Origin of the sequence: Serratia sp. CY37869 (assembly GCF_052168895.1) — a bacterium.
GTDB classification, from domain to species: Bacteria; Pseudomonadota; Gammaproteobacteria; order Enterobacterales; family Enterobacteriaceae; genus Serratia; species Serratia ureilytica.
The window spans coordinates 33,392-57,467 of record NZ_JBJNLU010000001.1 but is presented as its reverse complement, the minus strand read 5'-3'; the positions used below and the strand labels follow the sequence as shown (position 1 = coordinate 57,467).

Annotated in this window: 30 protein-coding genes, 1 other RNA gene and 1 pseudogene; 12 read left to right on the top strand and 20 right to left on the bottom strand. The window is 55.8% G+C overall.

Going from position 1 to position 24,076, the window contains the following annotated elements; translation table 11 throughout:
• Window positions 1–97 precede the first annotated feature (97 nt).
• Together ACJ8J1_RS00325 and ACJ8J1_RS00320 are read right to left on the bottom strand one after the other, a co-directional pair.
• The gene (locus ACJ8J1_RS00325) at window positions 98–382 is read right to left on the bottom strand and encodes an RnfH family protein (RefSeq protein ID WP_004929098.1); all 285 of its coding nucleotides are present in this window, start codon (window positions 380–382) and stop codon (window positions 98–100) included.
• Window positions 375–809: a type II toxin-antitoxin system RatA family toxin gene (locus tag ACJ8J1_RS00320; protein ID WP_004929096.1), complete on the bottom strand. Its 435-nt coding sequence runs from the start codon at window positions 807–809 to the stop codon at window positions 375–377. Before ACJ8J1_RS00320 ends, ACJ8J1_RS00325 begins: the two co-directional genes overlap by 8 nt.
• A 161-nt stretch (window positions 810–970) precedes the next feature.
• Between ACJ8J1_RS00320 and smpB the strand changes: the two genes are divergently transcribed.
• The 3 genes from smpB (at window position 971) to ACJ8J1_RS00305 (ending at window position 2,855) form a co-directional block, all read left to right on the top strand.
• On the top strand, window positions 971–1,453 hold the full coding sequence (smpB, locus tag ACJ8J1_RS00315) for an SsrA-binding protein SmpB (protein ID WP_016929804.1): 483 nt from the start codon (window positions 971–973) through the stop codon (window positions 1,451–1,453).
• A 49-nt stretch (window positions 1,454–1,502) separates the two neighbouring features.
• Window positions 1,503–1,866: a transfer-messenger RNA gene (gene ssrA, locus ACJ8J1_RS00310) on the top strand.
• A 194-nt stretch (window positions 1,867–2,060) separates the two neighbouring features.
• Window positions 2,061–2,855, top strand: a complete 795-nt coding sequence (locus ACJ8J1_RS00305) for a hypothetical protein (protein ID WP_033644130.1) — start codon at window positions 2,061–2,063, stop codon at window positions 2,853–2,855.
• A gap of 674 nt (window positions 2,856–3,529) precedes the next feature.
• Here ACJ8J1_RS00305 and ACJ8J1_RS00300 read toward each other — a convergent pair.
• The gene (locus ACJ8J1_RS00300) at window positions 3,530–4,456 is read right to left on the bottom strand and encodes a hypothetical protein (protein WP_146049830.1); all 927 of its coding nucleotides are present in this window, start codon (window positions 4,454–4,456) and stop codon (window positions 3,530–3,532) included.
• 317 nt (window positions 4,457–4,773) lie between these two features.
• On the opposite strand from ACJ8J1_RS00300, the gene ACJ8J1_RS00295 reads away from it, so the two are divergent.
• Window positions 4,774–5,894, top strand: a protein-coding gene (locus ACJ8J1_RS00295) for an IS3 family transposase (RefSeq protein ID WP_103682169.1) whose coding sequence is annotated in 2 segments (ribosomal slippage) — window positions 4,774–5,032 and window positions 5,032–5,894 — 1,122 coding nt in all. Because the reading frame shifts where the segments join, the coding sequence is not laid out codon by codon here.
• A 315-nt stretch (window positions 5,895–6,209) separates the two neighbouring features.
• Here ACJ8J1_RS00295 and ACJ8J1_RS00290 read toward each other — a convergent pair.
• The 7 genes and pseudogenes from ACJ8J1_RS00290 to ACJ8J1_RS00260 form a co-directional block, all read right to left on the bottom strand.
• Window positions 6,210–6,884 (bottom strand): hypothetical protein, encoded by a 675-nt coding sequence (locus ACJ8J1_RS00290; RefSeq protein ID WP_050594443.1) that lies wholly within the window; start codon window positions 6,882–6,884, stop codon window positions 6,210–6,212.
• Window positions 6,885–6,954: 70 nt separating this feature from the next.
• Window positions 6,955–7,953, bottom strand: a complete 999-nt coding sequence (locus tag ACJ8J1_RS00285; protein ID WP_050594444.1) for a DUF4365 domain-containing protein — start codon at window positions 7,951–7,953, stop codon at window positions 6,955–6,957.
• A 106-nt stretch (window positions 7,954–8,059) separates the two neighbouring features.
• A pseudogene (locus ACJ8J1_RS00280) lies at window positions 8,060–8,191 on the bottom strand (DUF1272 domain-containing protein); the annotation flags it as partial.
• 463 nt (window positions 8,192–8,654) lie between these two features.
• On the bottom strand, window positions 8,655–9,002 hold the full coding sequence (locus ACJ8J1_RS00275; protein WP_033644132.1) for a DUF6404 family protein: 348 nt from the start codon (window positions 9,000–9,002) through the stop codon (window positions 8,655–8,657).
• A 101-nt stretch (window positions 9,003–9,103) separates the two neighbouring features.
• A complete protein-coding gene (locus tag ACJ8J1_RS00270) occupies window positions 9,104–10,765 on the bottom strand; it encodes a DUF2534 family protein (protein WP_033644133.1) in 1,662 nt (553 codons plus the stop codon).
• A 71-nt stretch (window positions 10,766–10,836) separates the two neighbouring features.
• Window positions 10,837–11,253, bottom strand: coding sequence for a DUF2946 domain-containing protein (locus tag ACJ8J1_RS00265; RefSeq protein WP_229597904.1), 417 nt, complete (start codon window positions 11,251–11,253; stop codon window positions 10,837–10,839).
• Window positions 11,254–11,365: 112 nt separating this feature from the next.
• Entirely contained in the window at window positions 11,366–11,818 is a 453-nt protein-coding gene (locus ACJ8J1_RS00260; RefSeq protein ID WP_080273414.1) for a GNAT family N-acetyltransferase, read from the bottom strand.
• A 100-nt stretch (window positions 11,819–11,918) separates the two neighbouring features.
• Between ACJ8J1_RS00260 and ACJ8J1_RS00255 the strand changes: the two genes are divergently transcribed.
• Window positions 11,919–12,653: a class I SAM-dependent methyltransferase gene (locus ACJ8J1_RS00255; RefSeq protein ID WP_033644136.1), complete on the top strand. Its 735-nt coding sequence runs from the start codon at window positions 11,919–11,921 to the stop codon at window positions 12,651–12,653.
• Window positions 12,654–12,715: 62 nt separating this feature from the next.
• Here the strand turns inward: ACJ8J1_RS00255 and ACJ8J1_RS00250 are convergent, their stop codons facing one another.
• Window positions 12,716–13,213, bottom strand: coding sequence for a GNAT family N-acetyltransferase (locus ACJ8J1_RS00250; protein WP_033644137.1), 498 nt, complete (start codon window positions 13,211–13,213; stop codon window positions 12,716–12,718).
• A 151-nt stretch (window positions 13,214–13,364) separates the two neighbouring features.
• Window positions 13,365–13,880 (bottom strand): DUF1543 domain-containing protein, encoded by a 516-nt coding sequence (locus ACJ8J1_RS00245; protein ID WP_033644138.1) that lies wholly within the window; start codon window positions 13,878–13,880, stop codon window positions 13,365–13,367.
• 120 nt (window positions 13,881–14,000) lie between these two features.
• Here ACJ8J1_RS00245 and ACJ8J1_RS00240 point away from each other — a divergent pair, with 120 nt between their 5' ends.
• Entirely contained in the window at window positions 14,001–14,183 is a 183-nt protein-coding gene (locus ACJ8J1_RS00240; protein WP_016929823.1) for a YodC family protein, read from the top strand.
• Window positions 14,184–14,215: 32 nt separating this feature from the next.
• Here ACJ8J1_RS00240 and ACJ8J1_RS00235 read toward each other — a convergent pair whose 3' ends face one another.
• Together ACJ8J1_RS00235 and ACJ8J1_RS00230 are read right to left on the bottom strand one after the other, a co-directional pair.
• Window positions 14,216–14,494, bottom strand: a complete 279-nt coding sequence (locus tag ACJ8J1_RS00235) for a GNAT family N-acetyltransferase (RefSeq protein ID WP_033644139.1) — start codon at window positions 14,492–14,494, stop codon at window positions 14,216–14,218.
• Window position 14,495: 1 nt separating this feature from the next.
• Complete coding sequence (locus tag ACJ8J1_RS00230) at window positions 14,496–14,726, bottom strand: (4Fe-4S)-binding protein (RefSeq protein ID WP_016929825.1); 231 nt, start codon at window positions 14,724–14,726, stop codon at window positions 14,496–14,498.
• A gap of 192 nt (window positions 14,727–14,918) precedes the next feature.
• On the opposite strand from ACJ8J1_RS00230, the gene ACJ8J1_RS00225 reads away from it, so the two are divergent.
• A complete protein-coding gene (locus ACJ8J1_RS00225) occupies window positions 14,919–15,332 on the top strand; it encodes a DoxX family protein (RefSeq protein ID WP_016929826.1) in 414 nt (137 codons plus the stop codon).
• A gap of 50 nt (window positions 15,333–15,382) precedes the next feature.
• Here ACJ8J1_RS00225 and smrA read toward each other — a convergent pair whose 3' ends face one another.
• Window positions 15,383–15,955, bottom strand: a complete 573-nt coding sequence (gene smrA, locus ACJ8J1_RS00220; protein ID WP_033644140.1) for a DNA endonuclease SmrA — start codon at window positions 15,953–15,955, stop codon at window positions 15,383–15,385.
• 184 nt (window positions 15,956–16,139) lie between these two features.
• Between smrA and ACJ8J1_RS00215 the strand changes: the two genes are divergently transcribed.
• Window positions 16,140–16,475 carry an MbeD/MobD family mobilization/exclusion protein gene (locus tag ACJ8J1_RS00215; protein WP_033644141.1) on the top strand — a complete coding sequence of 112 codons (336 nt, stop codon included), beginning with the start codon at window positions 16,140–16,142 and terminating at the stop codon, window positions 16,473–16,475.
• A gap of 67 nt (window positions 16,476–16,542) precedes the next feature.
• The gene (locus ACJ8J1_RS00210) at window positions 16,543–16,989 is read left to right on the top strand and encodes a DUF1198 family protein (protein WP_033644142.1); all 447 of its coding nucleotides are present in this window, start codon (window positions 16,543–16,545) and stop codon (window positions 16,987–16,989) included.
• 25 nt (window positions 16,990–17,014) lie between these two features.
• On the opposite strand, the gene ACJ8J1_RS00205 is transcribed toward ACJ8J1_RS00210, so the two are convergent.
• The 3 genes from ACJ8J1_RS00205 to ACJ8J1_RS00195 all read right to left on the bottom strand — a co-directional run bounded on the left by ACJ8J1_RS00205 (window position 17,015) and on the right by ACJ8J1_RS00195 (window position 19,623).
• Window positions 17,015–17,353, bottom strand: a complete 339-nt coding sequence (locus ACJ8J1_RS00205; protein WP_033644143.1) for a DUF2002 family protein — start codon at window positions 17,351–17,353, stop codon at window positions 17,015–17,017.
• 102 nt (window positions 17,354–17,455) lie between these two features.
• Window positions 17,456–18,628, bottom strand: a complete 1,173-nt coding sequence (locus ACJ8J1_RS00200; protein WP_033644144.1) for an MFS transporter — start codon at window positions 18,626–18,628, stop codon at window positions 17,456–17,458.
• A gap of 98 nt (window positions 18,629–18,726) precedes the next feature.
• Window positions 18,727–19,623 carry a LysR family transcriptional regulator gene (locus ACJ8J1_RS00195; protein ID WP_033644145.1) on the bottom strand — a complete coding sequence of 299 codons (897 nt, stop codon included), beginning with the start codon at window positions 19,621–19,623 and terminating at the stop codon, window positions 18,727–18,729.
• Between the two features lie 105 nt (window positions 19,624–19,728).
• Between ACJ8J1_RS00195 and ACJ8J1_RS00190 the strand changes: the two genes are divergently transcribed.
• Window positions 19,729–21,111 (top strand): MFS transporter, encoded by a 1,383-nt coding sequence (locus ACJ8J1_RS00190; protein ID WP_033644146.1) that lies wholly within the window; start codon window positions 19,729–19,731, stop codon window positions 21,109–21,111.
• Complete coding sequence (locus ACJ8J1_RS00185) at window positions 21,108–21,488, top strand: DUF4440 domain-containing protein (protein WP_004928958.1); 381 nt, start codon at window positions 21,108–21,110, stop codon at window positions 21,486–21,488. Before ACJ8J1_RS00190 ends, ACJ8J1_RS00185 begins: the two co-directional genes overlap by 4 nt.
• A 196-nt stretch (window positions 21,489–21,684) precedes the next feature.
• Here ACJ8J1_RS00185 and asr read toward each other — a convergent pair whose 3' ends face one another.
• The gene (gene asr / locus ACJ8J1_RS00180) at window positions 21,685–22,035 is read right to left on the bottom strand and encodes an acid resistance repetitive basic protein Asr (RefSeq protein WP_004928953.1); all 351 of its coding nucleotides are present in this window, start codon (window positions 22,033–22,035) and stop codon (window positions 21,685–21,687) included.
• A gap of 229 nt (window positions 22,036–22,264) precedes the next feature.
• On the opposite strand from asr, the gene ACJ8J1_RS00175 reads away from it, so the two are divergent.
• Window positions 22,265–22,573, top strand: a complete 309-nt coding sequence (locus tag ACJ8J1_RS00175; protein WP_004928950.1) for a DUF883 family protein — start codon at window positions 22,265–22,267, stop codon at window positions 22,571–22,573.
• Window positions 22,574–22,634: 61 nt separating this feature from the next.
• Here the strand turns inward: ACJ8J1_RS00175 and pdxR are convergent, their stop codons facing one another.
• Complete coding sequence (pdxR, locus tag ACJ8J1_RS00170; RefSeq protein WP_033644147.1) at window positions 22,635–24,068, bottom strand: MocR-like pyridoxine biosynthesis transcription factor PdxR; 1,434 nt, start codon at window positions 24,066–24,068, stop codon at window positions 22,635–22,637.
• Between the last annotated feature and the right edge of the window lie 8 nt (window positions 24,069–24,076).

Here is a 24,076-nt window from a genome sequence, read left to right as displayed (position 1 = left end):
GCCCATGAGGGGGCATGGTGTTCCTCATGACAGTCGCAGGCTGCAACGCGGAAGAGAAAATCAGTTTCAGATAAAAAAATAAGGCGCTATAAGCGCCTTATTTTTTTGCCTTTTCTGCCCGTTGCCGGCGCAGCTCTTTCGGATCGGCGATCAGCGGCCGGTAAATCTCCACCCGGTCGCCATCGTTCAGCGTATCGCCCAGCTTGGCCGGGCGGCTGTAGATGCCGATTTTATTGCTTTTAAGATCGATATCCTGGCGCAGCTCCAGCAGGCCTGAAGCCTGAATCGCCTGCTCGACGCTGCTGCCCTCGGCCAGCTTCACCTTGCGCAGGTACTGCCGCTCCGGCAAGGCGTACACCACCTCGACCTGGATGTCAGACACTGTAGACCTCTTTCGCCCGCTGGGTGAATGCCTGCACCATGCTGCCCGCCAGCTCTTTGAACACCTTGCCGAACGCCAGCTCAATCAGTTTGTTGGTGAACTCGAAGTCCAGGTGCAGCTCCACCTTGCAGGCCTCTTCGCTCAGCGGCGTGAACTGCCAGCCGCCCATCAGCTTGCGGAACGGACCATCGACCAGTTGCATATTGATGCTCTGGTTATCCAGCAGCGTATTGCGGGTGGTGAAGGTCTTGCTGATACCGGCCTTGGCGACGTCCACCGCGGCGGTCATCTCGTTGGAGGTAGCGTTAAGCACCCGGCTGCCGGTGCAGCCTGGCAGAAAATCGGGATAAGAATGAACATCGTTAACCAACTGATACATCTGCTCGGCGCTGAACGGCACTAATGCAGACCGACTGATCTGGGGCATATCATTTCCTGTAAGACATAAAACGTACAGATAATACCATTTATCTGGCGGCAAACAAAAAATCTGCTAAGGGATGAGGGCACCAAAAATGCGAAAAATTGCGCAGGTGCTGAACGGGAAAGGATTTCTTTCGCTGAAGCATCCAGTATAATGAACGCACTATGACAAAGAAAAAAGCACACAAACCCGGTTCCGCCACCATTGCCCAAAACAAGCGCGCGCGTTTCGAATACTTCATTGAAGAAGAGTTCGAGGCGGGCCTGTCGCTGCAAGGGTGGGAAGTTAAATCGCTGCGTGCAGGCAAAGCCAACCTCAGCGACAGCTATGTGACGTTCCGTGACGGTGAAGCCTACCTGTTTGGCGCCACCATCACCCCGCTCAACGTGGCTTCGTCGCATGTGGTGTGCGATCCGACGCGTACCCGTAAACTGCTGCTGAACCGACGCGAGCTGGACACCCTGCTCGGCCGCGTCAACCGCGACGGTTACACCGTGGTGGCCTTGTCCCTGTATTGGAAAAATGCCTGGAGCAAGATCAAGATCGGCGTAGCCAAAGGCAAGAAAGAGCACGACAAACGCGATGACATCAAAGATCGCGAATGGCAGACGGCGAAAGCCCGTATCATGAAGCACGCCAATCGTTAAGCCGCTGGCTTATCGAGGTAAACTTCTGGTATACTGCACAAAGTTACTTGGGGCTGATTCTGGATTCGACGGGATTTGCGAAGCCCTAGGAGCATGCCGAGGGGCGGTTGGCCTCGTAAAAAGCCGCAAAAAAATAGTCGCAAACGACGAAAACTACGCTTTAGCAGCTTAATACCCTGCTTAGAGCCCTCTCTCCCTAGCCTCCGCTCTTAGGACGGGGATCAAGAGAGGTCAAACCCAAAAGAGATCGCGTGGATGTCCTGCCTGGGGCTGAAGCGTTAAACTCAATCAGGCTAGTCTGTCAGTAGCGTGTCCATCCGCAGCTGGCCGGCGAATGTAAAGATTGGACTAAGCATGTAGTGCCGACGGTGTAGTAATTTCGGACGGGGGTTCAAATCCCCCCAGCTCCACCATATAAAACAAGGGGTTGCGTGAAAACGTAGCCCCTTTTTCTTACCGACGGCGACAAAGTGGCGACAGAGCCTAGCCCGCGATAAGTTAATCTATAGGCTTCTGGTGAAGGCTTGGTGTGGGATAGAGATTTTGGATAAGCCAGCACTTCAATAAACCAAAAAAGCATGTCATACAGCGACAAAAGGACTGAATAATGGATTCGTCGTTACTTGATAAATTTAAAGAACTAATACTGGACTGGAAAACATCATTAATAATACTTCTAGCAACCCCATTTTTTATTAAGTTCTTACCAAAAGATACACAAAGCGAATGGGTTGGGCTTTCAATCGTTATTGCTTATTTTCTCTTTTTCATTTCAGCAGCTAGTTTTTTAGTTAGAATTATCAGCTTTTTAATAGACAAACATCAAGTTAATAAGATTAAAAAAGAACATGATAATAAAGTCGCTAAGTTAGATGCAGAAAAAATAGAAACATCAAAGTTAATAATGAATGAGCTGAGTTATACTCAAAAAGAAATCATCAGAAAGCTGTTACCTGGGCCAGCGACATTCGACACGGATTACTTTGCGTCCCCATCGTTAAAAAGTGACTTGATGTTTTTACAAAATCACAGATTCCTCGTTTTAATTACAAGTCTTGGGTATGATAAGCATATATACAGATTAGATGATATTCTAATTAATCTTATCAAAGATGATTTTGATAAAGAAATTAACGCGACTTTCGCATACGCATTAACATTTGAAGATACATTGGATTTTGTTTTAAACAATCTTGACCCTAAAAAAACAAAAATTGCATTACCTGACAATAAATTAGATTCAATACGTAAATTATCTTGTGTCTTCAGTTCCTATAAAAACCCCCGTTCAAATATAATGGATCTGAGATTTAAAAATGGGTACAAGAAAAAGTTTGAGCAACACTTTAATAGAGAGTTCAATGAATCAACCACTTTCGAAATTTTCAAAGTTGAAAGTTAAGTTAATCCATCTCTATAGGTATAAAGATTTCCTTTAATTTCAGATACACCAAAAAAGCTGCACAGGCTCCAAACCCTTGCGGCGTCTGGCCTGCCACGTTCTGCCGGCATGATCGCGCGATCCGTTCCAAACGCCCCGCGAACCACGTAATTCACATTTATTCTATATTTTTCAATGTATTATGATTTTTACCCATAACACTGCGCGATCCGAAAACTGAAATAACATGAAATTCTTTTCAATCTTTTCAGTTCGGGTTCACTCGCAAAGCCCCAGGCACGGTGCGGCCTGGCGGGGTAGTTTGGAAAAAATCAAAACTGAAATAACTTCCTGATCCAAATCGTGCAGGCGGGTGCGGTGTAGTGCCGTTTCCGTGGGGGTATCGTTGATTTCGTGGCGATTCTACCGCGTTGGCGGCTCACTGCTGCAGTGATCGGATTTGTTCGCGTGGGATTGCCACCGGGGTGGCTGACGGCTCAGAAAGGCGCACAGGCGCGCCAAATGGCAGGCATGAAAAAGCCCGCGCGAGGCGGGCCGGTATTCCCTAATGCTGTTCTGTACTGCTGCTTGATTTCTACACTGCTATGCACCCATTTGATAATTAGTTGTGTAGATCAATTAACCGATATCAATCGGCGCTAACGAACAAAAGATGCAAAATGACTACCCACTATTTAGTCGAACCATGATCCAAATGTGTAATGTTTCTCTGCTTGTTCTTTTGACATTCCTGTGTATGGAAAAAACTTTGAATAGTCTGGTTTGATTATAGGTTTTAAGCAGTTCAAATATGCTTCCTGTTTGTTCTCATAGCTTGGTACACCTCCCCATTCCCTTACCCTGCTTAACTTTATGTTACTGGTAGCTATAGAAGGGAATTCTAAAAGAAAGTGATGGAACTCAATTATTAAATGATCAATTAAGGAAACACAGGATTGCGTGATGTCAACATAACCACCACAAAGTTTATCTCCAAGAATTCCTTGAGCATCGTCAGGTTTTATTCCATCTTTATGGCTGGAAACTATTTCTTTGACTTCCTCATTAACTCTATTTCTGTAGGCTAATAGCCCCATTACTTGGTTATAGTTTCCGAACATAGCACCAATTCTGACGCTGTTTCTCCACGTTCTTCTTAACTTCTCTGCGGGTGGGATTTTAACCTTCATCCGCAATATACGATGTTTTGTTATCCATATGATAGATTCGAGGATTTTTTTGTTTTCTGTAGGTATGGGGCGAATAAAATATAGACTTCCGGTGCTAAATTTTACTTCTTCAAACGTTGAAATTATCGTCGGGAAATTCCTCGCCCTCGTTAAAGGGTCATCACTGTCGATGTTAAGGTAGTTGGCCTTAATGGAAACTAGGGAACTAAGGCAGTCCTGAGCAAGAGCAACCAACTCTATGGACGTAACAAGGTTGTCTCTGGTAACTTTTTGCTGATCCTGTTTTTTATTGATATATACAGCAGATAAGCCACCAAGTAAGGCTGAACCGAACGCCAAAGTTACAGGGAAAATATAATCTTTCACATAATCAGCAGTAGGTCGAAGTGACTCGATAGCTCTGACTATCGCATCTGTAGATTGGTTCATCATAAGAAAGTCTGTAATAATCATTGTCTACCCGCAACTAGCTTGTAATAAATACCCTATTCAGACACCACCTTGAAGGCGGGGCATACTATTGCCCCGCCCCTGGTAGATGATCCTACCCTATAGTATGAACTTCCCCTCACATGCAAACCAGCGCTATAACGTCTACTTCTAACCTATCCAATCACTGGCGCGTACTTGGTTTTCAACTGGCCAGACTTCGCGCCGGCGGCGCTGATAGCGGCGGCGTGACCTGCTCCCCGTTGATTAATACACCGCGATGTTAGTAATGTCTTCATAAGCCACATGAGGACATCCCCATGAAGAAGCGTTTTTCCGACGAACAGATCATCAGTATCCTCCGCGAGGCTGAAGCCGGGGTTTCTGCCCGTGAGCTCTGCCGTAAGCACGCCATTTCCGACGCCACCTTTTACACCTGGCGTAAGAAGTATGGCGGTATGGAGGTGCCCGAGGTTAAGCGCCTGAAGTCGCTTGAGGAAGAGAACGCCAGGCTCAAGAAGCTGCTTGCCGAAGCCATGCTGGATAAGGAGGCGCTTCAGGTGGCTCTGGGGCGAAAGTACTGACGACAGGCCAGAAGCGGGAAGCCGTGGTGTTGATGTGTGATGCGACCGGTCTGTCGCAACGTCGTGCCTGCCGGCTTACAGGTTTGTCCCTGTCGACCTGCCGTTATGATGCTCAGCGTCCAGCTGCTGATGCACATTTATCAGGGCGTATTACTGAGCTGGCGCTTGAACGCAGACGTTTTGGTTATCGGCGCATCTGGCAGTTGCTGCGTAGGGAGGGCCTTCACGTCAATCACAAGCGGGTATACCGTATTTACCACCTTAATGGACTGAGCGTAAAACGCAGACGACGCCGTAAAGGGCTGGCGACCGAACGGTTTCCGCTTCTGCGCCCGGATGCACCGAACCTTACATGGTCGATGGATTTCGTTATGGATGCACTGGCCAACGGTCGCAGGATCAAGTGCCTGACCTGTGTGGATGATTTCACGAAGGAGTGTCTGACGATCACCGCTGCTTTCGGTATTTCAGGCGTTCAGGTCACGCGTATTCTGGACAGCATCGCGTTGTTTCGGGGGTATCCGACGACGATAAGAACCGATCAGGGCCCGGAATTTACCTGCCGCGCGCTCGATCAATGGGCCTTTGAGAATAGTGTGGAACTACGGCTTATCCAGCCAGGTAAGCCAACGCAGAACGGATTTATTGAGAGTTTTAACGGACGCTTTCGCGATGAGTGTCTGAATGAACACTGGTTCAGCGATATTCTTCATGCCCGGAAAACGATTAATGACTGGCGGCAGGATTATAACGAGTGCCGTCCCCATTCATCGCTGGATTACCAGACACCAGCTGAATTCGCAACGGACTGGCGAAACAGGAAATATGAAGAAAAACCAACCGACATTACTAACTGAAGGTTGTATCTAATCCTGGGGGCAGGTCAATAACTCTCATTAGACCCTTCGAATCGCTTCGTACATTGTGAGTTCAATGTAGTTTTCTTGCTCCTAGCCGATAGTAAGATGGCATCAGAGATCATGATGTTTTCGTTGCCGTGCGTTACCGTCTGTAAGTATCCCGTTTAACCGAACCATTCATTTTTAGAAATCTTCCGACAAATCAAACTTCATGCAGGAATACCCGAAGATGAGATATGCGCCGATGGCCAGCTCTTTAGGGAATATCTGCTTGCAGTTAGTAAACGGAGGCGCTAATGGCTCCGTTCATATCTAATCAAACATTGTTTCGAGATCGTTCTTTACATTTTTTACTTTCAACCGTCCAGCCTCAACAAAGCTTCTGCAAAGTTGCGTCGGTACTATGTAGCCACCATCCGTTGCACCATTATTAATCCCTAACCCGGCACCCACGAAACCAACCATAAGAGGATCGCCATTTGTTCTCGTCCCCACTCCATTATTAGACGAAAACAGTGCCAACTCACAGATGTCAAAGGCCGGAATCCTTTCAAGAGCAAACAGCAAATGCCTCAGAGTATCAAAATCGACCTCTTTCCTGGCAAAAGCCTTGATGAAATTAGCCGCCAACTCTGGCTTATTCTCGCTTTCCATACGGTCGATAATTTCAATAAGTCTAGCTCCAGCTTTCCCGGCAAATTTATCATCTTCATTCAACCGTTCGGCCATTTCGATACGCTCTTCTTCAGGCATGTCTGATAGTGGGGTCAAGAATCGAACAAATTTATCTGTGAAGATCTGGTCACGAACATGACCTGCAGCTTTGTACAGACCAACTACAGTATTTACAAAGGGTATAGATTCAAGAGCATTAGACTCAAGTAAGGCATCTATGCCTAGCTCGGCATACTCTTTCCCAAGATCGACTACAGATTCAGATTTTATAGCGCTGATTAATGCGCTACCAGGTTTAGTATCCTTTACCATTTAGTTCTCTTGTTGTGAGCTATTATACACAGTATTACTTGTGCCAATGATATAAAAACATTAGTTATCTTTAGTAAAGATAGTTCTCTTTAATTATTCGATTTAGAATAGGGTTTATAGTATCCCACGTATTGAAATCCTCCGTAATAGGATATGCTCCTATGCTAGAGCAAACCAGGTGTTCAAAATAATCAAGCGCTTTTTGTATGTACTTATTGTAGTTACTAATGCAGTTTGCAACATCAGGATTAAGATCAATTAATCGACTTTTAAATAAGATATAATTGTTTATTTTCTCATAATCATTTAGTAAATTATTCAAGTCTGGAATGTAAAGATCTGGACTACACAGATAGGAACTACCTGAATAGTCATCATCATGTTCTTCCATAGTCTTTCCTAACACCGACAATTTATCGTTGACACTCCTCGCTATCTCAATGATCTTTTTATCCTCTTCAGTCATCCACATATCGACCCATTTCGGTTTGTCCGCGTATTCAGCAAGATAATCATCATTCTTGCTAAAGGTAACAGAGGTGCATCCAGAAAGGTTCTTAGATGCTTTACTGCTTAATTTGGAAATTTGTTTTTTATCTAAGTGCTTCCAATATATTTCAGGCTCTTCTCCATCATTATCTTCATTTAGACATATTAAAGTGATAACTATAGGGAAGTCACAATCCCCCCAATATTTTATATTTTTATACGGTATCTGAATCCCTAATTTATCTTCCATTTTACGAGAAGTGGTTTTCACCTGAACCCCAATGAACATACCTGTAGACAATTCATTTTTATAAATTTCAACCTGTGCATCGAGACCCATATCTATATCAAGCAAGCGACAGGGCCATTTAAAATACCGTGAGATCCAATAGGCAAATAAGAATTCTCCTGCATGCCCCTCCGCACTACTTTTCAGAAATGTCATGCCTTCAGCTTTATTCTTTTCAGCTGCTGACTTTGCAATCTTTTTCTTTTTGCTTTTCGTTGTTTTTTGGGAAGAGATAGACTTTTTTAGCCGATACTGGCGTTGCTGCTTTGGTTTTTTTTTATCCTTATTCATTGATTTTATTCTCACTTTGCTCTGCTCTGTGTGTCTCCTGATTCTGCTACTTAATACCCATATTGTCTATCGCCAATCTTAGCCGACCTTGAATTTGACCACTTCCCCCTCCGCAGTTCGGGAACGGGCCATTAAGCCGTTGGGTTACGCAATCGACGCAAAATGTGCATTCGAATGAACAGATGTATGCCTCTTTTGATTCAGGTGGCAGATCTTTATCACATAGGACGGAGTTCAAGCATTGTGCTCTCTTATTGTTAAAGGGACATCATTGGATGTACCAAAGACCAACTACCTGTATCGCCTTCGGTTGTTAGTATGTATTAGATGAGCATGCTCTACCGTCTGGAAAATTCAAGAGAGTGAATTATCCGACAGAAACACTCACCTCCGGAAACGAACGACAAGCCTGTAGCGTCCACCAGAGCCTAAACTAGCAAGGAAAATCCCACTCCCAACAATCAACTTAAAAATCAAATAGATACAAAAACCCCTTCTATATCAACATCATCACCACTCTTTTTGCGCCTTCCCTTCCCCGCGAAAAATAAAAATCAACAACAAAATCAACAATCTACCCCGCCAATTACAAGGACGTCAGCCAAATACGTCGCCAGTGAACCAGATAGACCCGGCGATAATAGCGAAAAAGCCCACAACTTCGGTTGCGGGCTTTTTTGTGTCTGTTCGTCACCAACGTGTCAAAGATCGTTCCAGTCCGGCAGCCTGTTCGCCTTTTTCCGCCTGTAGTGGAAAAGCGCCATAAAAAAGCCAAACAACAGGCCGGCGGCGAGGCTTAATGTCAGGGCCTCTTCACCGGTATATCCCTGACTTTTCCATACCATGAACCACATCAGCACGCCCCACAGCGGGCCAAACCAAATGCCGAAGAACAGCATATTCAGCCAGAAAGGCGCAAACGGCGGCGGTGGCATATTCACGTCCATTCGCCACAGCAGACGCAAGATTGGCGGCGCATAGTTGCTCCGCCACATCTTCTTTTCCTCCATCAGCGCTATCGCCTTATCCCTTTGTTGTTCAAACGTCATCGTTCGCTTCCTTTCAGTGGAGATTACCCTTTGGTGAGATGATACGCGCTTAAGCCCCATTCCCAAATATCTGGCATGCCCGCAGGCATGCCGGACGCTCCTCACCGCCCCTCTTTCTCCCCCAGGAAGAAATACCACAGCGGAATGGAAAGCAGCAGGGTGAACACCAGCGTATACAGCAGCACCATCAGGCTCTGCATGATCACCATCTGGGCGCTCCAGTCACCGATCGGCAGCTGGAATTGTTCGACGGTGCCGCCGAGGATCGCCCGGCCCATCACGCAGCAGACCGCCACCGCCACTGTCGCCACCGCCGCGCGGAACTTGCGCACCTCGGCGCGGCGGGCGGCCGCTTCCGGCGTTTCGTCCCGAAGCCCTTGCCGCTGGCCGCGCCAGCGCCCTACGTCCACCAGCAGCAACGCCGCGAGGCTCACGCCCATTACCGGCAGGCAATAACCCAGCGCCGCTGCTACCAGCAGCGTGACGGCGCGGGCAGGCAGGGAAAGCGCCAGCCAGGCGGCAACCAGGGTCTGCACCGGATGCTGCGTCCCCGCCGCCGGGCGGCGACTCCACCACATGCGGTAACCCAGCACGATCGTTAAGCACAGCCCGAGGCCGAACGCCGCCAGCAGCAGCTGATTCGGCAAGCCGAACAGAATGCCCATGTGGGCGTCGATGCCCCAGCGGGTCAGCTTGGCGATGAGCGGGAAGGTGTCGAACCGCACCTGGTCGACGACGGCGAAGCTTTGCGGCGCGATGGCAACCGCGTCCACCTGCGTCGGCCAGCTGCGATCTACTTCGGTCACCGTCCAGGCTTTGCCCTCGCCTTTCGGCTGGCGCAGCTCGACCTTAGCGGCGTCTATTCCGGCGGCGCGCGCGGCGTGCAGAGCCCGATCCCAATCGCCGTTCAGCGCATTGCTTTGCGCGGCAGGGCCCATCTTCATGCCAGGCATCATCCCGCGGTGCTCGGCGTGCGGATCGGCCGGCGTCTGCGGCGCATCGGCCTGCAGGCTGGCGTTGACCTGCGGCGTCAGCCAGCCCAGGTTGGCCCGCAACGCGTCGATGTTGCCGCCGGCCCACTGCGACCAGGTCAGCCCGGTAGCCGAGAAGAACAGCAGCCCGGCCAGCAGCGCCACGCCCAGCGTGATATGCCAATGGCGGTTAGCGGCGAAGCCCCCTTTCACCCTTTTCAGCTTGCGCTTCGGCCGCGTCGCCAGCCACAGCGCCACGCCGCCCAGCGCGGCCACCCACAGCCAGGAGGCCGCCAGCTCGCTGTAGTTGCGGCCCAGATCGCCGAGCAGCAGGCTGCTGTGCAACTTATCCAGCCAGGTGCGCAGCGGCAGCACGCCGGAGGTGCCGTACACCGTCATATCGCCCTTGATCGCCAGGGTGTAAGGGTCGACAAACAGCGCGCGCGACTCGGAAGCGCCCAGATCGGCGCCGACGAACTGCACGCGAGTGGTGTCCGTTGCACCGGGCGCCGGGCGCACGGCGTAAATGCGCGCCTCGTCACCCGCTTCACGGCGGGCGGCGGCGATTTGGTCGGCCAGCGATCTCGCCTGCCCGTGCGGTTCGGTGAAAAGCGCATCGCGATACAGCGCCTCTTCAAGCTGCGGGGTCAGCACATACAGCGTGCCGGACAGTGCGGCGACCAGAATAAAAGGAGCGACCAGCAGGCCGATATAAAAATGCAGCCGTCTGATCAGGTTCAGCATCGCGCCACGCGGCGATGCGGCAGGTGGAGTTTTGGTTATTGAAGACATGGCCTTTCTCGTTTTTCAAACTGTGCGCGCAGGCAAACCGTCCGCAGCGATACGGACGGCGTTACCCATGATCAAGCAATAGGGAAAAACGGTTGGCCGGGTGGCCCGCGCGGGCTCGGCCGCAGAGTAAGGCGCCGAAGGGGTGGAGAAACGATGCGCGGCGCGCAAGGCAGGCGCGCGATACGCGCCATCAGCCACAGCAGCGGGACGAATGCCCACAGCAGCAGCGGCACGTGGATCAGCAGCTCGCAATAGCCACAGAAAATCATCTCCGCAGGATCCATGCCGTGGTGGCCGGCATGCTCGGCGGCGGGCATCGCCATCGCGTGCATGTCGTGCGGCATGGTAGCGTCCGTCTGCGCCATGCCGCCCATCATCGGGTGGTGCATCAGCGATTTCGACACCACCGGCGCCACAAACAGCAACAGCACCGCCATAATGGCGATGCAGGCGGTAAAGCGTTGCTGTAGCTGGCGTGGCACTCTCATCGCGGCGGTGAATTAACCCGGTCGGTGGCGAACAAGCGGCCAGTGTAACCCGCGTTGCGCGATGAGGTGAAAGAAAAGTCAGATTTGTCTTGCTCGCCCCCGGCGGCGGCGATCACAGCGCCCGCGAATAGACCCGCGAGGCTTCACCCCAGGGGTGATAGCCGAGCCCGTTATAAACGAAGCCGTTGCGCTCGTAGTAACCCTCCAGATCGGTGCACAGGTGCAGCTGAGGGAATCCCAACCGGCGAGTTTCCGCCGCCACATGCTCAATCAGTTTGGCGCCGCAGCCCCGGCCGCGCTGCGTTTCCTCTACGTAGAGCGCGCACAGCCAGGGATACAACTCCCCTCGGCTGATAAAGTCGTTGGTGATGAGCCCCGCGCAGCCGAGGATCCGGTCATTTTCCATCAGCAGGTACCACTGCGGCAGCGGGTTGGCGGCGCCGAGGCTGCGGTTGATGGCGTCTTCATACATCATCAGCGTCTCTGCCGTGGCCCAGTGCCGCTGAAAATACGCAATGGCGCGCGGCGCCAGCTCGGGCGCTTGCCGCACCGAAATCATGTCCATCGTCATTCCCGTTATTCATGTTGTCAGCGTAGAATTATGCAGCAATATGCACGGTATGGCAGCGGCATTCCGCCGCCGTCATTCACCCCAAGGAGTCACCATGACGCAAAACATCTATGACAATCAGGCCTTCTTCGACGGCTACGCGCAGCTCAGCCGCTCGCAGCACGGCCTGGACGGCGCGCCGGAATGGCCCGCCATCCGCCGTATCCTGCCGGATTTGCAGGGCAAAAGCGTGGTCGATCTCGGCTGCGGCTACGGCTGGTTCTGCCGCAGCGCACGCGAACAGGGCGCCGACGACGTGCTGGGATTGGACGTCTCGGACAAGATGCTGGCCAAGGCGCGGGAGATGACCGCCGACGCGGGCATTGAGTATCGTCGGCAGGATTTGGCGCAGCTGCAGCTGCCTGTGAACCGTTACGATCTGGTCTACAGCTCGCTGACGCTGCACTACCTCGAGGATTTGTCCACCCTGTTCGCCACGGTGTACGCCGCGCTGAAACCTGGCGGGCAGTTCATCTTCACCGCCGAGCACCCGATCTACACCGCCCCGGCGCAGCAGGGCTGGCTGACCGACGGCAACGGGCAGAAATCCTGGCCGGTCAACGGTTACCAGCGAGAAGGCCAGCGCGTTTCCAACTGGCTGGCGGAAGGCGTCATCAAGCAGCACCGTACGCTTGGCGGCTATATCAACCCGCTGGCGCAGCAAGGGTTTATCATCCAGCATTTGAACGAATGGGGCCCCAGCGCGCAGCAAATCGCCGCTAACCCGGCGTTGGACGAAGAGCAGGAACGCCCGATGATCTTTATTCTCGCCGCCCGCAAGCCCGCCTGATTGATCCGCAGTAAACCGTTCACACCACCACAGTTGGGGAGGCCGCCTCCCCCCAACGGCTCTTATGCCGGCAACGCCGCCCCGTGCGCCGCGAAGTGCGTCAGCGCCTCGCCTTCCATGCGATAGCGCACCCACTCGCCCTGCGGCTGCGCGCCGATGCTGAGGTAGAAATCGATAGCCGGCTGATTCCAGTCCAGCACGCTCCACTCCAGGCGGCCGCACTGCCGCTCGCACGCCAGTTGGGCGATGTGCCGCAGCAGCGTTTTACCGGCGCCCGCGCCGCGATGCTTCGGCGCCACGTACAGGTCTTCCAGATAGATGCCGTTTTTACCCAGCCAGGTGGAGTAACTCATAAAGAACACCGCATAACCCGCCGGCTCGCCGTTCACCGTACAAATCAGCGCTTCGGAACAGGCGCCCGGCCCAAACAGGCTGCGTTCGATGTCCTCCACGCTGGCCCGCACCTGCTCGCGCGCCTTTTCGTACACCGCCAGCTCGATAATCATATCCAGAATCAGTTTGGCGTCGCTTTTTTGCGCCGGGTAAATCTCAATGGTCATGGCAAGTCCCGTGTGAGTTGATGGCCGTGCTTGCCAGCATACAGCGCCTCTCATGCTGCATGAACGGCATTTTCATCAACAGGCAATGAATATCATGCATCTGGATTTGAAACGCCTCGATCTCAACCTGCCGCGGGTGTTCGAAGCGGCGTTATAACGCGGGTTCGCCGATCGGCAGATACCCCTGCCACAGCGGCCGGGCCGGTTCGCCGTGCGGGTTGGCGCGCAGATGAACGTGGTAGCCCTGCAGCGCCTGCAGCAGCAGGCAGTCGTCCACCTCGGCCAGGTCATCCTTGTGCTGCTGCGCGCTGTCCGTCAGCAGCGCCCGTTTGGCTTTCTCCTTCGCCTCGTCGGCGGAGCGCGCCACAAAAAGGCCGAACTGGTGCAATTCCGCCAGCTCATCGCTGCGGTAGCCGCCCACGTTGACGAAAAACAGCCTCTCTTCGCCGGCAAACGGCGCAGGCTCCAGGCTCACGTCGTAACCGTCCGCCCAGTCGATGCGCGCATAGCCGTCGACATGCACCTTACGCTTATCGCCGAACCACTTTTCACGCAGCAGCGGATACGCTTCTTCCGGCCGATCCGCCGCCGCGAACTGCACGTCGTGCAACTCAATATTGGCGCCCGGCGCCGTACCGCCCACATAAAACATCAATAATCCCGGCATGTTAGTTTGCTCTCCCTGGTAATAATCGCTGTATAATTTAATACATAACGAAACACCTGCCAACGGCGGCGCCATTCTGTGTTATCAATAGATGAGGTTTAATCTGTTGTGGAGGAACGCATGGCATTCAATATCGGTGATTTTGTACAACGCACCACCGGCGGCCCGAAGATGACCGTGGTGGCGATCGACGGCGAAACCCTGGTTTGCAGCTGGAATGAACTGGGTAAAGAGCAGCGCACGGAAGTGCAGGCCAACGAGGTGGCGCTGTACCACGAAGACGGCGATTTCGGCGTCTGCTGAATGATCGGGGCGCGCCGCGCCCCGTTATCGCCTCAGGCGCGAATGTCCTGATAGGCTGGGGTGGTATCGAACTCATGCTTGGCGAACGGGCACAGCGGAATGATTTTGCGCTGCTCCGCGCGCATTTTCTCCACCACCAGCGCCACCAGCTTTTTGCCGACGCCCTGCCCCTTCAATGACTCATCCACCCAGGTGTGATCGATAATGGTCAGCTTGTCGCCGCTCGGCACGAAAGAGATCTCGGCGATCAACTTGCCGTGCTCGTCATTGATATAAAAACGCTTCTCGTCCGCCAGTATTTTATGATCCATATTATTTCTCCCTATATTTCAGTGCGCCGCTGGGGCAAGTATCGATAACGCGTTTCACTTCGGCCGCGTCGGCATTGTCCGGCATAATCCACGGCCGGCGGTTCAGGGTAAAAATAGCCGCGTTGCCACGCACGCAGTTGGCGGAATGGCGGCATATCGCGCTGTTAAAATAAACGTCAATCTTGTCGCCGGAATAACGGCGGTAACCGGCGGCGGTCAATTCTTCATCCATCATGGCCTCACATTGCCCGTTTTATTGTTTTTGCTCCAGGCTCAAGTATAGGCAATGCCGCCGGCTTCACCACGCATCTCGTCCGCCGAAAAAAGTGGCGCAACCGCCCGTCGCAGCTAGAAAAAACCGTAAATTGTTCTAATCTTTATTCAGCAAGACAAGATAATTCCGACAGTGGCTAAGGAGTTCGAAATGGGTGATAGCTCAAAAGACGGCGTAATTCTGCTGTCCCGCATTCTACTGATGGTTCTGTTTATCATTTTCGGCTGGATGAAACTGGTCAACTTCGGTGCGACCGTCACGGCGATGGAAGGCTATGGCACGCCGATGCCTTATTTGGCGGCGATTGTCGCCGTGGTGGTGGAGTTTATTTTCGGCATCGCGCTTATTCTCGGCCTGTTTACTCGCCCTATCGCGGTCATTTTTGCCCTGTATGTGTTGGGCACCGCGTTTATCGGCCATCCGTTCTGGAAAATGACCGGCATGGAAATGATGGGCAACGAAATCAACTTCTTTAAAAACATCAGCATCATTGGCGGTTTGCTGCTGCTGGCGGTGACTGGCGCCGGCCGTTATTCGCTGGACTATAAAATATTTAATAAATAATTCATCGATGGCCGGCGATATGCGCCGGCCATTTTATTTCGGCTATCCTTTCACCGGCTGCGCTTGGCGTGGCGCTCAAAGTTTTCCGCCCTGGCCTGCGCCGATTTACGCAGCGTGACATAGCAGGCGCCCTCGCCGCCGTCGCGCGGTAAGGCGCGGCAAAACGCCTGCACCTGTTCAAACTGCGCCAGCCATTTGGCGACGTAACTGCGCACGATATTCGGATGGCTTTCGTTCTGCCGCCCGCGGCCGTGCACGATAAGCAGCGAACGCAGGTTTTGCGCCTCCGCCTGCATAATGAAACGGAACAGCGCCTGCCGGCTGGCTTCAACCGGCTGACGCAGCAAATTCAGCGACGCCTGCGGCGGGTAACGCCCATTGCGCAGCTTGTCCAGCACGCCCTGCTGAATGCCTTCCCCTTTAAACTCCAGCGGCTGTTCGCAGGGGATCACCTCGAGAAAATCGGTGCTGAGGAAGTTTTCCTGCATCAGCCGCTGCGCTTCGCGCCGCGCGCTTTTGTCCATCGCCTCCTGCGGCTTGAGGTACAGCGTCTGCCGTCCGCTCGCCAGCGGCACCACGTCCGCCATCGCCTGTTCAAAAAAGTCTTTTTCCTGCTCGCTCATGTTCCACCTCTCTTGAACGGCAGCCTTTACGGCCGGGGATGGGGACGATTGTAAGACGCCTTGGCGCGGTTGCAAGCCGGGAATTGTCAGCGGCATTTGTCTCAATTGTCGTCAACGGGTGAGCTTGCGAGCAGTTTTCGCTATACTGCTAAGCCATCATTGAGTGCCGCAAAGGATCGAGCCCATGACAATGCGCGAGCTGGAAATCCAGTTTCAAAATGCGATGAATGAGTTGCAGAGCAGCTTCGAACGGCAACACCGCGAATGGCAGCGGAGCTACCAGGCGCTGCAGCAACTGCTGGAAGAAGCCAAACAGCGCGAAGCCGCGCTGCGGGCGCAGAATGAACAACTGGCGCGCAAACTGAGCACCGCCAGTTCGGTGCCGGAGCAGCATGCGCTGGTCAAGCAGATCAAAATGCTCGGCGCCCATCTGGACGCGCTGGCCAAAGACGCGGCCACCTTCAATCACCACCTGCGCCAACAGAGCGCGGTCGGTAATTTCAGCGGCGAACAGCATTGATAGCGGGCGCTGTCGCACAGCGCCTCCCGCCCCTCTTCTGGCGTACTGAGAGTGTAATAAAGCCTAAATGACCTGGATCATCCTCGCCGCCCTGATCGTCGTATTCATCATCGGTTACCGCATTTTGACGTCCGACACCCGTAAAGCCATCGATTCGCTGGCCCATCTGCTAAGGGTCAAACCGATGCTGATCGAATCGATGATCCAGGAAATGGGCGGCCGCCAAAGCCAGACCTTTATCCGCATGCTGAACAACGGCTATACCGAAGAGATGCACCAGGCCGCTTACCTGCTGTTCATCTACCTGACGTTCATCAAACAGGCGGACGACGAGCAGATTGGCCATTGGCGCGACGTGCTGCTGCGCGCCGGGCTGTCGCCGGAGCTGCACGCCGAGCACACCGAAGCGGCGCTGTTTTACTTCGCCGAGTTGGATATCGATGCGTTTGAACTGGCGCAGTTCCGCCGCGCCTACAACGAGCGTTTCAACCGCGAAGCGTTGGCCCACGGCTGATAGCGTCCCCCTGGCGGGGGACCGTTTACAGGAACATGCTGTAGAGGTAACGCGACAGCGCTTCGCGCGAGCTGAAGCCGTGTGCGATGCCGTAACGCTGATTCGGCGCGTCGCTGCTTAAATCCAGGGGAAATTCCAGATATTGCTCGCTGGTGCGCACCGGCGAGGTCGGCGTGGCGAAATGCACGCTTTTCTCTTTCAACGCCGGGTGGATCACCAACGCGGTTCTGCCCATCCGCGCTTCGCGATTCACATACACGTAGTGTGCACCCTTGCGGTAACCATAGGCCTGATCGGTGACATAATCACGCTCAAAGCCGGTATTCTCCAACACTTTAGCCACTTCATCCGGCCGTAAATACATCGATTCCTCCTCTCATTCTGGACCGCTGAGCGACCTTACCGTAATCATTCACCGAAACAATGATTTTCTGGGGAGGAATCCGGGTTTCGGACTATTCCTGAATCAGACCCGGCTGCGCTGCAGCAGGCGCAGAGTGAGCAACACCCCGAGCGCCACCAGCAGCGCCGCCGCCAGATAAATCGACGGCACGCCCGCCTGCCCGATCAGCAGCCCGGCCAGCGGGCCGGTGATGCCCAACGCCAGGTCGAGGAACGCCGAATAGGTACCGAGCGCCGTGCCCTGATTCTGCGGCGGCACCTGTTTCACCGCCTCAACGCCCAGCGCCGGGAACACCAGCGAAAAACCGGCGCCGGCCAGCAATGCGCCGGTTTGCACCATCCAGGGTTCGCCGGCCTGCCAAATCAACAGCAGCCCGACGATCTCAACCAGAAACGACGCCAGCGTCACCTTCAACCCGCCATGGCGGTTGATGACATTGCTGAAGATCAGGCGAATGCCGACGAAGGCGCAGCTGAACAGCGTCAGCGAAAACGCCGCGCCGCTCCAGCCTTTGTCGGCGTAGTAAAGGGTGATGAACGTGGCGATCACGCCGAAGCCGACGGTGCCCATCGCCAGCCCGAGACCATAGGCCCAAATGCGGCCGAACACCGCGCGAAAGGCGATGCGTTGCCCGGCGGCGATCGAGACGTCCGGCTTGCCGCTCGCCAACAGCAGCGCCACTGCGACCGCCAGCACGATCAGCGCCGCCACCCCGGCCAAGCCCCACTGCTGATTCAGATACACGCCGAGCGGCGCGCCGGCCGCCATCGCGCCGTAGGTGGCGACGCCGTTCCAGGAGATCACCCGCGCGGTGTGCATCGCCCCAACCCGGCCGATGCCCCACAGCGTGGAACCGGTGCTGGCGAAGCTTTCGCCGACGCCGAGAAACACCCGCCCCACGCACAGCAGCAGCAGGCTGAGCCATGGCCAACCGTCAACGCCGAACGCGAGCGCGTAAAACAGGCCGCTGGCGCCGCAGCAGGCCAGGCCGAACAGCACCACCTTCTTCGGCCCCAGCTGATCGGCGTAACGCCCGGCGTGCGGGCGGCTGAACAGCGTGGCGAAGTATTGCGCGCTGATGATAAGGCCCGCCAACACCGAGTTGTAGCCCAGGTGGTCATGCACAAATCCCGGCAACACCGCCAGCGGCAGGCCGATGGTCAGGTAGCAGACGAAGGTGAACATCACCACGGACAGAATGCGTCGGTTCAGTTGGAGGTTATTTTCTGCGGTCATCGAAGGCGGCTCGCATCGGACGGGGTAGACAGAGATTGCCAGCATACCCCGACGAGATTTGATGATAAATGAGAGAGTGATAACGAATTATTATCTCGCTAACGGTTTGCCGCCACCCGCGCACGCAGAAAATCGATAAACGCCCGCACCTTCTCCGGCACGTGGCGCGTGTTCGGATAGAGCGCATAGATGCTCTGCTCGGGGAAACGGTGATCCGGCAGCAACCGTTGCAGCCTGCCGGCGTCGATGTCGGGCTGCGCCAGCCACGCCGGCAGCAGCGCTACCCCGGCGCCATGCAGGGCGAACGCCAGCAATGCGGCGGCGCTGTCGCCGGTGAGCGTCGCCGCATCCGCGACCTTGAACAGCACCGCGTCGCGCTGCGGCGTGACCACCTGCCAGCTGAGGGGCGAACTGAGCCGGCTGTGGGCGATCCACTGCGCCTGCGCCAGATCCGTCAGCGAATGAATCGGCCGCTCGGCCAGATAATTCGGCGCCGCCACCGGAAAGATGGCGAAGCTGTCGATCAGCGCCGCGCGGTGGCTGGAATCCGCCAGCTGGCCCAGGCGGATCGCCACGTCGAAGCGCTCAGAGATCAGATCGGCATGATAAGAGGAAGACACATGCTGGATGCGCAGGCGCGGATGCTGCCGCGAAAACGCCGCCAGCGCCGGCACCACGACCTGCGCGCCATACTCAGGCGTGCTGGTGATACGCAGCACGCCGCTCAGCCCGTGATGATCGCGTCGCACGTCGTCGAGCACGTTCTCGGCCTCCTGCAACAGCTGCAGGCTGCGCTGGTAGAAGCGTTCGCCGGCATCGGTCAGCGACAATCGGCGGGTGCTGCGCGCCAGCAGTGACACCCCCAGCTCATTCTCCAGCTGCTTGACGTTAAAGCTCACCACCGCCTTGGTTTGCCCCAGCGCCGCCGCCGCCGCGGTAAAGCTGCCCGCTTCCACCACCGCCGCGAAGATCGCCAGACGCTGCAAATTCAGCATTTCGCCGCCCTTATTGTCAAAATCATTTTGACAGTGTAATCGCCCGCCGCCGATTTATCCGCACTTTTCCCCCCGATACACTGCTCGCCTTCAACCGGAGGCACCATGTCTTATCGCAGCAAAGTGGCAATCGTCTATCTGCTCGGCTTTTTCGTCGATCTGATCAATATGTTTATCGCCAACGTCGCCTACCCCGCCATCGGCCAGGCGATGGCGGCGTCGGTCAGCCAGCTGGCGTGGGTCAGCAACGGCTATATTCTCGGCCTGACGCTGGTGATCCCGCTCAGCGCCTGGCTGGCGCAGCGCATCGGCGGGCGGCGGGTGTTTCTGCTCTCGCTGGCGCTGTTCATGCTGGCCACCCTCGGCGCGGGCAACGCCGACAGCATCGGCGCGCTGATCGGCTGGCGCACCCTGCAAGGCATGGGCGGCGGTTTGCTGATCCCCATCGGCCAGACGCTGACCTATCAGCTGTACCGCAGCCATGAACGCGCCGGGCTGTCGGCCGCCATCATGTTGGTGGGGCTGCTGGCGCCGGCGCTGTCACCGGCGCTGGGCGGCTGGCTCGTCGATAGCCTGGACTGGCGCTGGGTGTTTTTCGCCAACCTGCCGCTGGCGGCCCTGGCCCTGGCGCTGGCGGCGCTGTGGCTACGTGCGGAAACGCCGACGGCGGCGTGCAAACCGCTCGACGCGACAGGATTACTGAGCGCCTGCGCGGCGCTGACGCTGCTGCTGCTCGGCCTGACCCGGCTGAGCGAAGCCGGTCATCAGGTTTCCGGCGCGGCGCTGCTGGCCGCCGGGCTGCTGGTGCTGGCCTATTATCTACGCCATAGCCTGCGCACCCCGCAGCCGCTGCTGAACCTGCGGCTGGTCGGCGATCCGCTGCTGCGCAACGCCATGGCGGTTTATTTGTGCATTCCCGGCCTGTTCATCGGCGTCAGCCTGGTGGCGATGCTGTATTTGCAAAACCAGCTGGGGATGCCCGCCGCGCAGGTCGGCGGCCTGATGCTGCCCTGGGCGCTGGCGTCGTTCCTGGCCATCACGTTGACCGGCAAAAGCTTTAATCGCCTCGGCCCGCGGCCGCTGCTGATCGCCGGCTGCCTGTTGCAAGGCGCCGGCATGCTGACGTTGGCCCAGATCGATCAGGCCGGGCAGCACGCGTTGCAGATCGCCGCCTTCGCCCTGATGGGGTTCGGCGGCAGTCTGTGCAGCAGCACCGCGCAGAGCAGCGCGTTTCTGCAGATCCCCGACGGCCAATTGGCGGACGCCAGCGCACTGTGGAATATCAACCGCCAGCTCAGTTTTTGCCTCGGCGTGGCGCTGCTCAGCCTGCTGCTGAATCTGCTGCTGACCGTGTTGCCGCCCGCGGCGGCTTACCGAACCTGCTTCATTCTGGCGGGCGCCAGCGCACTTATCCCGCTGTTGCTGTGTCTGCGCCTCGCCAACCGCGCCATCGTGCGCCAACTCAATGCTCAACAGGATGCTTTATGAACCCGTATTTTACCGAAGTGATCGACGCCCACATCGCCATTGAACGCTGGCTGGGCAAAGGCGCCGGAGAGGAGCAAGCGCTGCTGGCGCGCTTTACGCCGGATTTCAGCATGATCGCGCTGAACGGCGCCCCGCTGGATTTCACCGCGCTGTGCGCTTTTTTCCGCGCGCATCGCGCCGCCAAACCGGGACTGGAAATCGAGATAGAAGAGATGAAGCTGGTGGCCGAATGGCCGACTGGCGCGGTAGTCAGCTACCGGGAAAAACAGAGCCTGCCGGGGCAAAGCGCCACGCTGCGCTACTCCACGGTGGTGTTTGAACGCCTGCCCGACGCGCTCGGCTGGCGGCATTTGCACGAAACCGCCGCGGCGCAATAATTACAGGAAGCTGCCGGCCAGAAACAGTTCCCAACCGACGATCACCCCGCACAGGGTTACCGCGCTGAAAATGACTTCAAACAGATAGCGATGGATCATCGTGAGTAGCCTCAAAAGAAGACACCCGGAAAGACCGGGTGTCTGGAATACGGGCTGTAGAGTGCGGAACCTTGTCGGTTCCGCAAACATCACTTAATTAAGCTTTTTTACCGGCTTTTTTGTGGTGTTTTTTAGCGGCCTGAGCTTTCTGCACTGGCGCTTTTTTGTGGTGTTTTTTAGCAGCCTGGGCTTTCTGAGCTGGCGCTTTTTTGTGGTGCTTTTTAGCGGCCTGAGCTTTCTGGGCTGGCGCTTTTTTGTGGTGCTTGGCTTTCTTGTGGTGCGTTGCTTTAGCTGGCGCTTTTTCAGCAGCAGCCGCTGGCGCAGCGGTAGTGGTGGTCGCAGCTGGCGCGGTGGTGGTAGCCGGAGCAGTAGCTGCAGTATCAGCAGCGAAAGCAACAGAAGACAGACCCATAGTGGCAGCAACGATCAGCGCTAATACTTTTTTCATCTTTAAATCCTCAGAGTGTTGTTTCGGTAAGCTCCGGTGGAGCCGTTGAAACAGATACTAGTGGAATCAAACGGCCGTTTCCGTGAGTGATTGGTTTCGCCGAGTAACCAAATGTACAAAGCCCAGGTGCCGGCAAACACCTGCGTGACGGCGGTTTTTTTCCGTGATCGGCCACACAAATCTCGGCATGGTCTACACTTAAAAGACATGTGTCGAAATGGAGAGCTGAATGTTTAAGAAAGCGGAAAGAACAGAACGCGATATCGATCAGGATGTGACTCTGTTGGCCGATACACTGGATGAAGTGTTGCGCGAGTCCGGTGACAAGACCAAAGAGGAACTGAAAGAGCTGCACAGCAAGGCAAAAGGCGTGCTGCGCGACGCGCGAGCGCGATTCAACGGCTCCACCAGTCTGACACAACATGCGCGCGACGCGGTCGATCAAGCCGACAGCTATGTGCGTGACAAACCTTGGCAGGGCGTAGGGATCGGTGCCGCCGTCGGCATCGTGCTCGGCGTGCTGCTAGCCCGGCGTTAACACCCCTGCAGTCATAAAGATAAAACAGATGTGCGTCTGGCCCGCGGAAATCGCGGGCCGTTTAATTTGCGTGTTTAAACAGCTGTGCCAGCCCCTGTACCGCCCGCTCCGCCTCCTCTCGCCGGCTGAAATTGGCGAACCCCAGCAGTAACCCCTGCCCCGCCGGATGGTCGATTCGCCAGTCCGACAACGCCTGCACCGCCAACCCCTGCTGCCAGGCTTGCGCCGCTAGTGGCGCATCCGCCAAGCCGTCGCGCAGCCGCGCCAACAGCTGAATGCCGCCTTGCTGCGGCACCACTGTCAGCCACGCCCCCAGTTGCCGTTCCAACGCCTGCGTCAGCCACTCGCGCCGCTGGCGGTACAACGGCCGCATGCGTTTCAGGTGGCGGTAGAAATGCCCTTGCCGGATAAAATCCGCCACGCCGGCCTGCAGCAGCGGCGGGCAACCGCAGCCACGCAGCCGGCTGCTGCGCGCAAAGGCCTCCGTCAGGCCGACGGGCACCACTAAATAAGCCATGCGCAGCGCCGGGAACAGCGTTTTGCTGAAGGTGCCGGCGTACAACACCCGTCCCTGAACATCGAGGCTTTTCAGCGGCGGCAATGGCCGCCCGTGATAGCGAAACTCGCTGTCGTAGTCATCCTCGAGGATCCAGGCCCTGCGCTGCTGCGCCCAGTCGAGCAGCGCCATCCGCCGCGCCAGGCTGAGCGAGACGCCGAGCGGGCTTTGATGGGTTGGCGTCACCACCGCCAGCCGCGCCTCAGGCGCCGTCAGCATACCCGCGGCCACATCCATGCCCTGTTCATCCACCGGCACGGCGACCGGCCTGACGCCGGCGGCCTGCAGCAGCGGACGCGTGACCGGATAGCCGGGATCTTCGATCCATACCGCGTCGCCGGCATGTAACAGCGTCTCCGTCACCCAATCCAACAACGCCGGATAACCGGCACAGAGGAAAATTTGCTCCGGCCGGCAGCTGATGCCACGCGACAAATGCAGATAATGGGCGATCGCCTCACGCAGTTCAGGCAGGCCGCTGACCGGCGGCAGCGCCAGGGAAGCCACTGTGGAACCGCGCAGCTGACGGGCGACAATGCGCTGCCACAGCGCCCGTGGAAACGCATCCAGCGCGGGCACCCCCAGCTGGAAAGACTGCAGCATGCCCTGCGGTTGCAGCGGATCGGGCGCCATCGCCGCCAGCGGTGGCGCAGAGGATACCGCGCCCGGCGGCATGTGCGGCAGCTGCGGCGAGACATAGGTGCCCGCCTGCCCGCGACTCTGCAAGAAACCTTCGGCGATAAGTTGCGCGTAGGCACTTTCCACCGTGGCGCGCGCCACACCCAGATCGCTCGCCAACCCGCGCACCGAAGGCAGCCGGCTGCCCGCCGTCAGGCTGCCCTGGGTAATGGCGTCTTTAATCCGCTGGTAAATCTGCCGGTACAGCGGCTCGGCAAGCCGGCTGTCCAGCCGCAGCGAGGTCAGGAAAGTTGGCATCATGGCCCGGT

What these genes read in the sequence shown, in the direction of transcription:
- ACJ8J1_RS00320 (WP_004929096.1), bottom strand. Translation starts at nt 809, where the DNA reads ATGCCCCAGATCAGTCGGTCTGCATTAGTGCCGTTCAGCGCCGAGCAG.
- smpB (WP_016929804.1), top strand. Translation starts at nt 971, where the DNA reads ATGACAAAGAAAAAAGCACACAAACCCGGTTCCGCCACCATTGCCCAA.
- ACJ8J1_RS00305 (WP_033644130.1), top strand. Translation starts at nt 2,061, where the DNA reads ATGGATTCGTCGTTACTTGATAAATTTAAAGAACTAATACTGGACTGG.
- ACJ8J1_RS00300 (WP_146049830.1), bottom strand. Translation starts at nt 4,456, where the DNA reads ATGATGAACCAATCTACAGATGCGATAGTCAGAGCTATCGAGTCACTT.
- ACJ8J1_RS00290 (WP_050594443.1), bottom strand. Translation starts at nt 6,884, where the DNA reads ATGGTAAAGGATACTAAACCTGGTAGCGCATTAATCAGCGCTATAAAA.
- ACJ8J1_RS00285 (WP_050594444.1), bottom strand. Translation starts at nt 7,953, where the DNA reads ATGAATAAGGATAAAAAAAAACCAAAGCAGCAACGCCAGTATCGGCTA.
- ACJ8J1_RS00275 (WP_033644132.1), bottom strand. Translation starts at nt 9,002, where the DNA reads ATGACGTTTGAACAACAAAGGGATAAGGCGATAGCGCTGATGGAGGAA.
- ACJ8J1_RS00270 (WP_033644133.1), bottom strand. Translation starts at nt 10,765, where the DNA reads ATGTCTTCAATAACCAAAACTCCACCTGCCGCATCGCCGCGTGGCGCG.
- ACJ8J1_RS00265 (WP_229597904.1), bottom strand. Translation starts at nt 11,253, where the DNA reads ATGAGAGTGCCACGCCAGCTACAGCAACGCTTTACCGCCTGCATCGCC.
- ACJ8J1_RS00260 (WP_080273414.1), bottom strand. Translation starts at nt 11,818, where the DNA reads ATGGACATGATTTCGGTGCGGCAAGCGCCCGAGCTGGCGCCGCGCGCC.
- ACJ8J1_RS00255 (WP_033644136.1), top strand. Translation starts at nt 11,919, where the DNA reads ATGACGCAAAACATCTATGACAATCAGGCCTTCTTCGACGGCTACGCG.
- ACJ8J1_RS00250 (WP_033644137.1), bottom strand. Translation starts at nt 13,213, where the DNA reads ATGACCATTGAGATTTACCCGGCGCAAAAAAGCGACGCCAAACTGATT.
- ACJ8J1_RS00245 (WP_033644138.1), bottom strand. Translation starts at nt 13,880, where the DNA reads ATGCCGGGATTATTGATGTTTTATGTGGGCGGTACGGCGCCGGGCGCC.
- ACJ8J1_RS00240 (WP_016929823.1), top strand. Translation starts at nt 14,001, where the DNA reads ATGGCATTCAATATCGGTGATTTTGTACAACGCACCACCGGCGGCCCG.
- ACJ8J1_RS00235 (WP_033644139.1), bottom strand. Translation starts at nt 14,494, where the DNA reads ATGGATCATAAAATACTGGCGGACGAGAAGCGTTTTTATATCAATGAC.
- ACJ8J1_RS00230 (WP_016929825.1), bottom strand. Translation starts at nt 14,726, where the DNA reads ATGGATGAAGAATTGACCGCCGCCGGTTACCGCCGTTATTCCGGCGAC.
- ACJ8J1_RS00225 (WP_016929826.1), top strand. Translation starts at nt 14,919, where the DNA reads ATGGGTGATAGCTCAAAAGACGGCGTAATTCTGCTGTCCCGCATTCTA.
- smrA (WP_033644140.1), bottom strand. Translation starts at nt 15,955, where the DNA reads ATGAGCGAGCAGGAAAAAGACTTTTTTGAACAGGCGATGGCGGACGTG.
- ACJ8J1_RS00215 (WP_033644141.1), top strand. Translation starts at nt 16,140, where the DNA reads ATGACAATGCGCGAGCTGGAAATCCAGTTTCAAAATGCGATGAATGAG.
- ACJ8J1_RS00210 (WP_033644142.1), top strand. Translation starts at nt 16,543, where the DNA reads ATGACCTGGATCATCCTCGCCGCCCTGATCGTCGTATTCATCATCGGT.
- ACJ8J1_RS00205 (WP_033644143.1), bottom strand. Translation starts at nt 17,353, where the DNA reads ATGTATTTACGGCCGGATGAAGTGGCTAAAGTGTTGGAGAATACCGGC.
- ACJ8J1_RS00200 (WP_033644144.1), bottom strand. Translation starts at nt 18,628, where the DNA reads ATGACCGCAGAAAATAACCTCCAACTGAACCGACGCATTCTGTCCGTG.
- ACJ8J1_RS00195 (WP_033644145.1), bottom strand. Translation starts at nt 19,623, where the DNA reads ATGCTGAATTTGCAGCGTCTGGCGATCTTCGCGGCGGTGGTGGAAGCG.
- ACJ8J1_RS00190 (WP_033644146.1), top strand. Translation starts at nt 19,729, where the DNA reads ATGTCTTATCGCAGCAAAGTGGCAATCGTCTATCTGCTCGGCTTTTTC.
- ACJ8J1_RS00185 (WP_004928958.1), top strand. Translation starts at nt 21,108, where the DNA reads ATGAACCCGTATTTTACCGAAGTGATCGACGCCCACATCGCCATTGAA.
- asr (WP_004928953.1), bottom strand. Translation starts at nt 22,035, where the DNA reads ATGAAAAAAGTATTAGCGCTGATCGTTGCTGCCACTATGGGTCTGTCT.
- ACJ8J1_RS00175 (WP_004928950.1), top strand. Translation starts at nt 22,265, where the DNA reads ATGTTTAAGAAAGCGGAAAGAACAGAACGCGATATCGATCAGGATGTG.
- pdxR (WP_033644147.1), bottom strand. Translation starts at nt 24,068, where the DNA reads ATGATGCCAACTTTCCTGACCTCGCTGCGGCTGGACAGCCGGCTTGCC.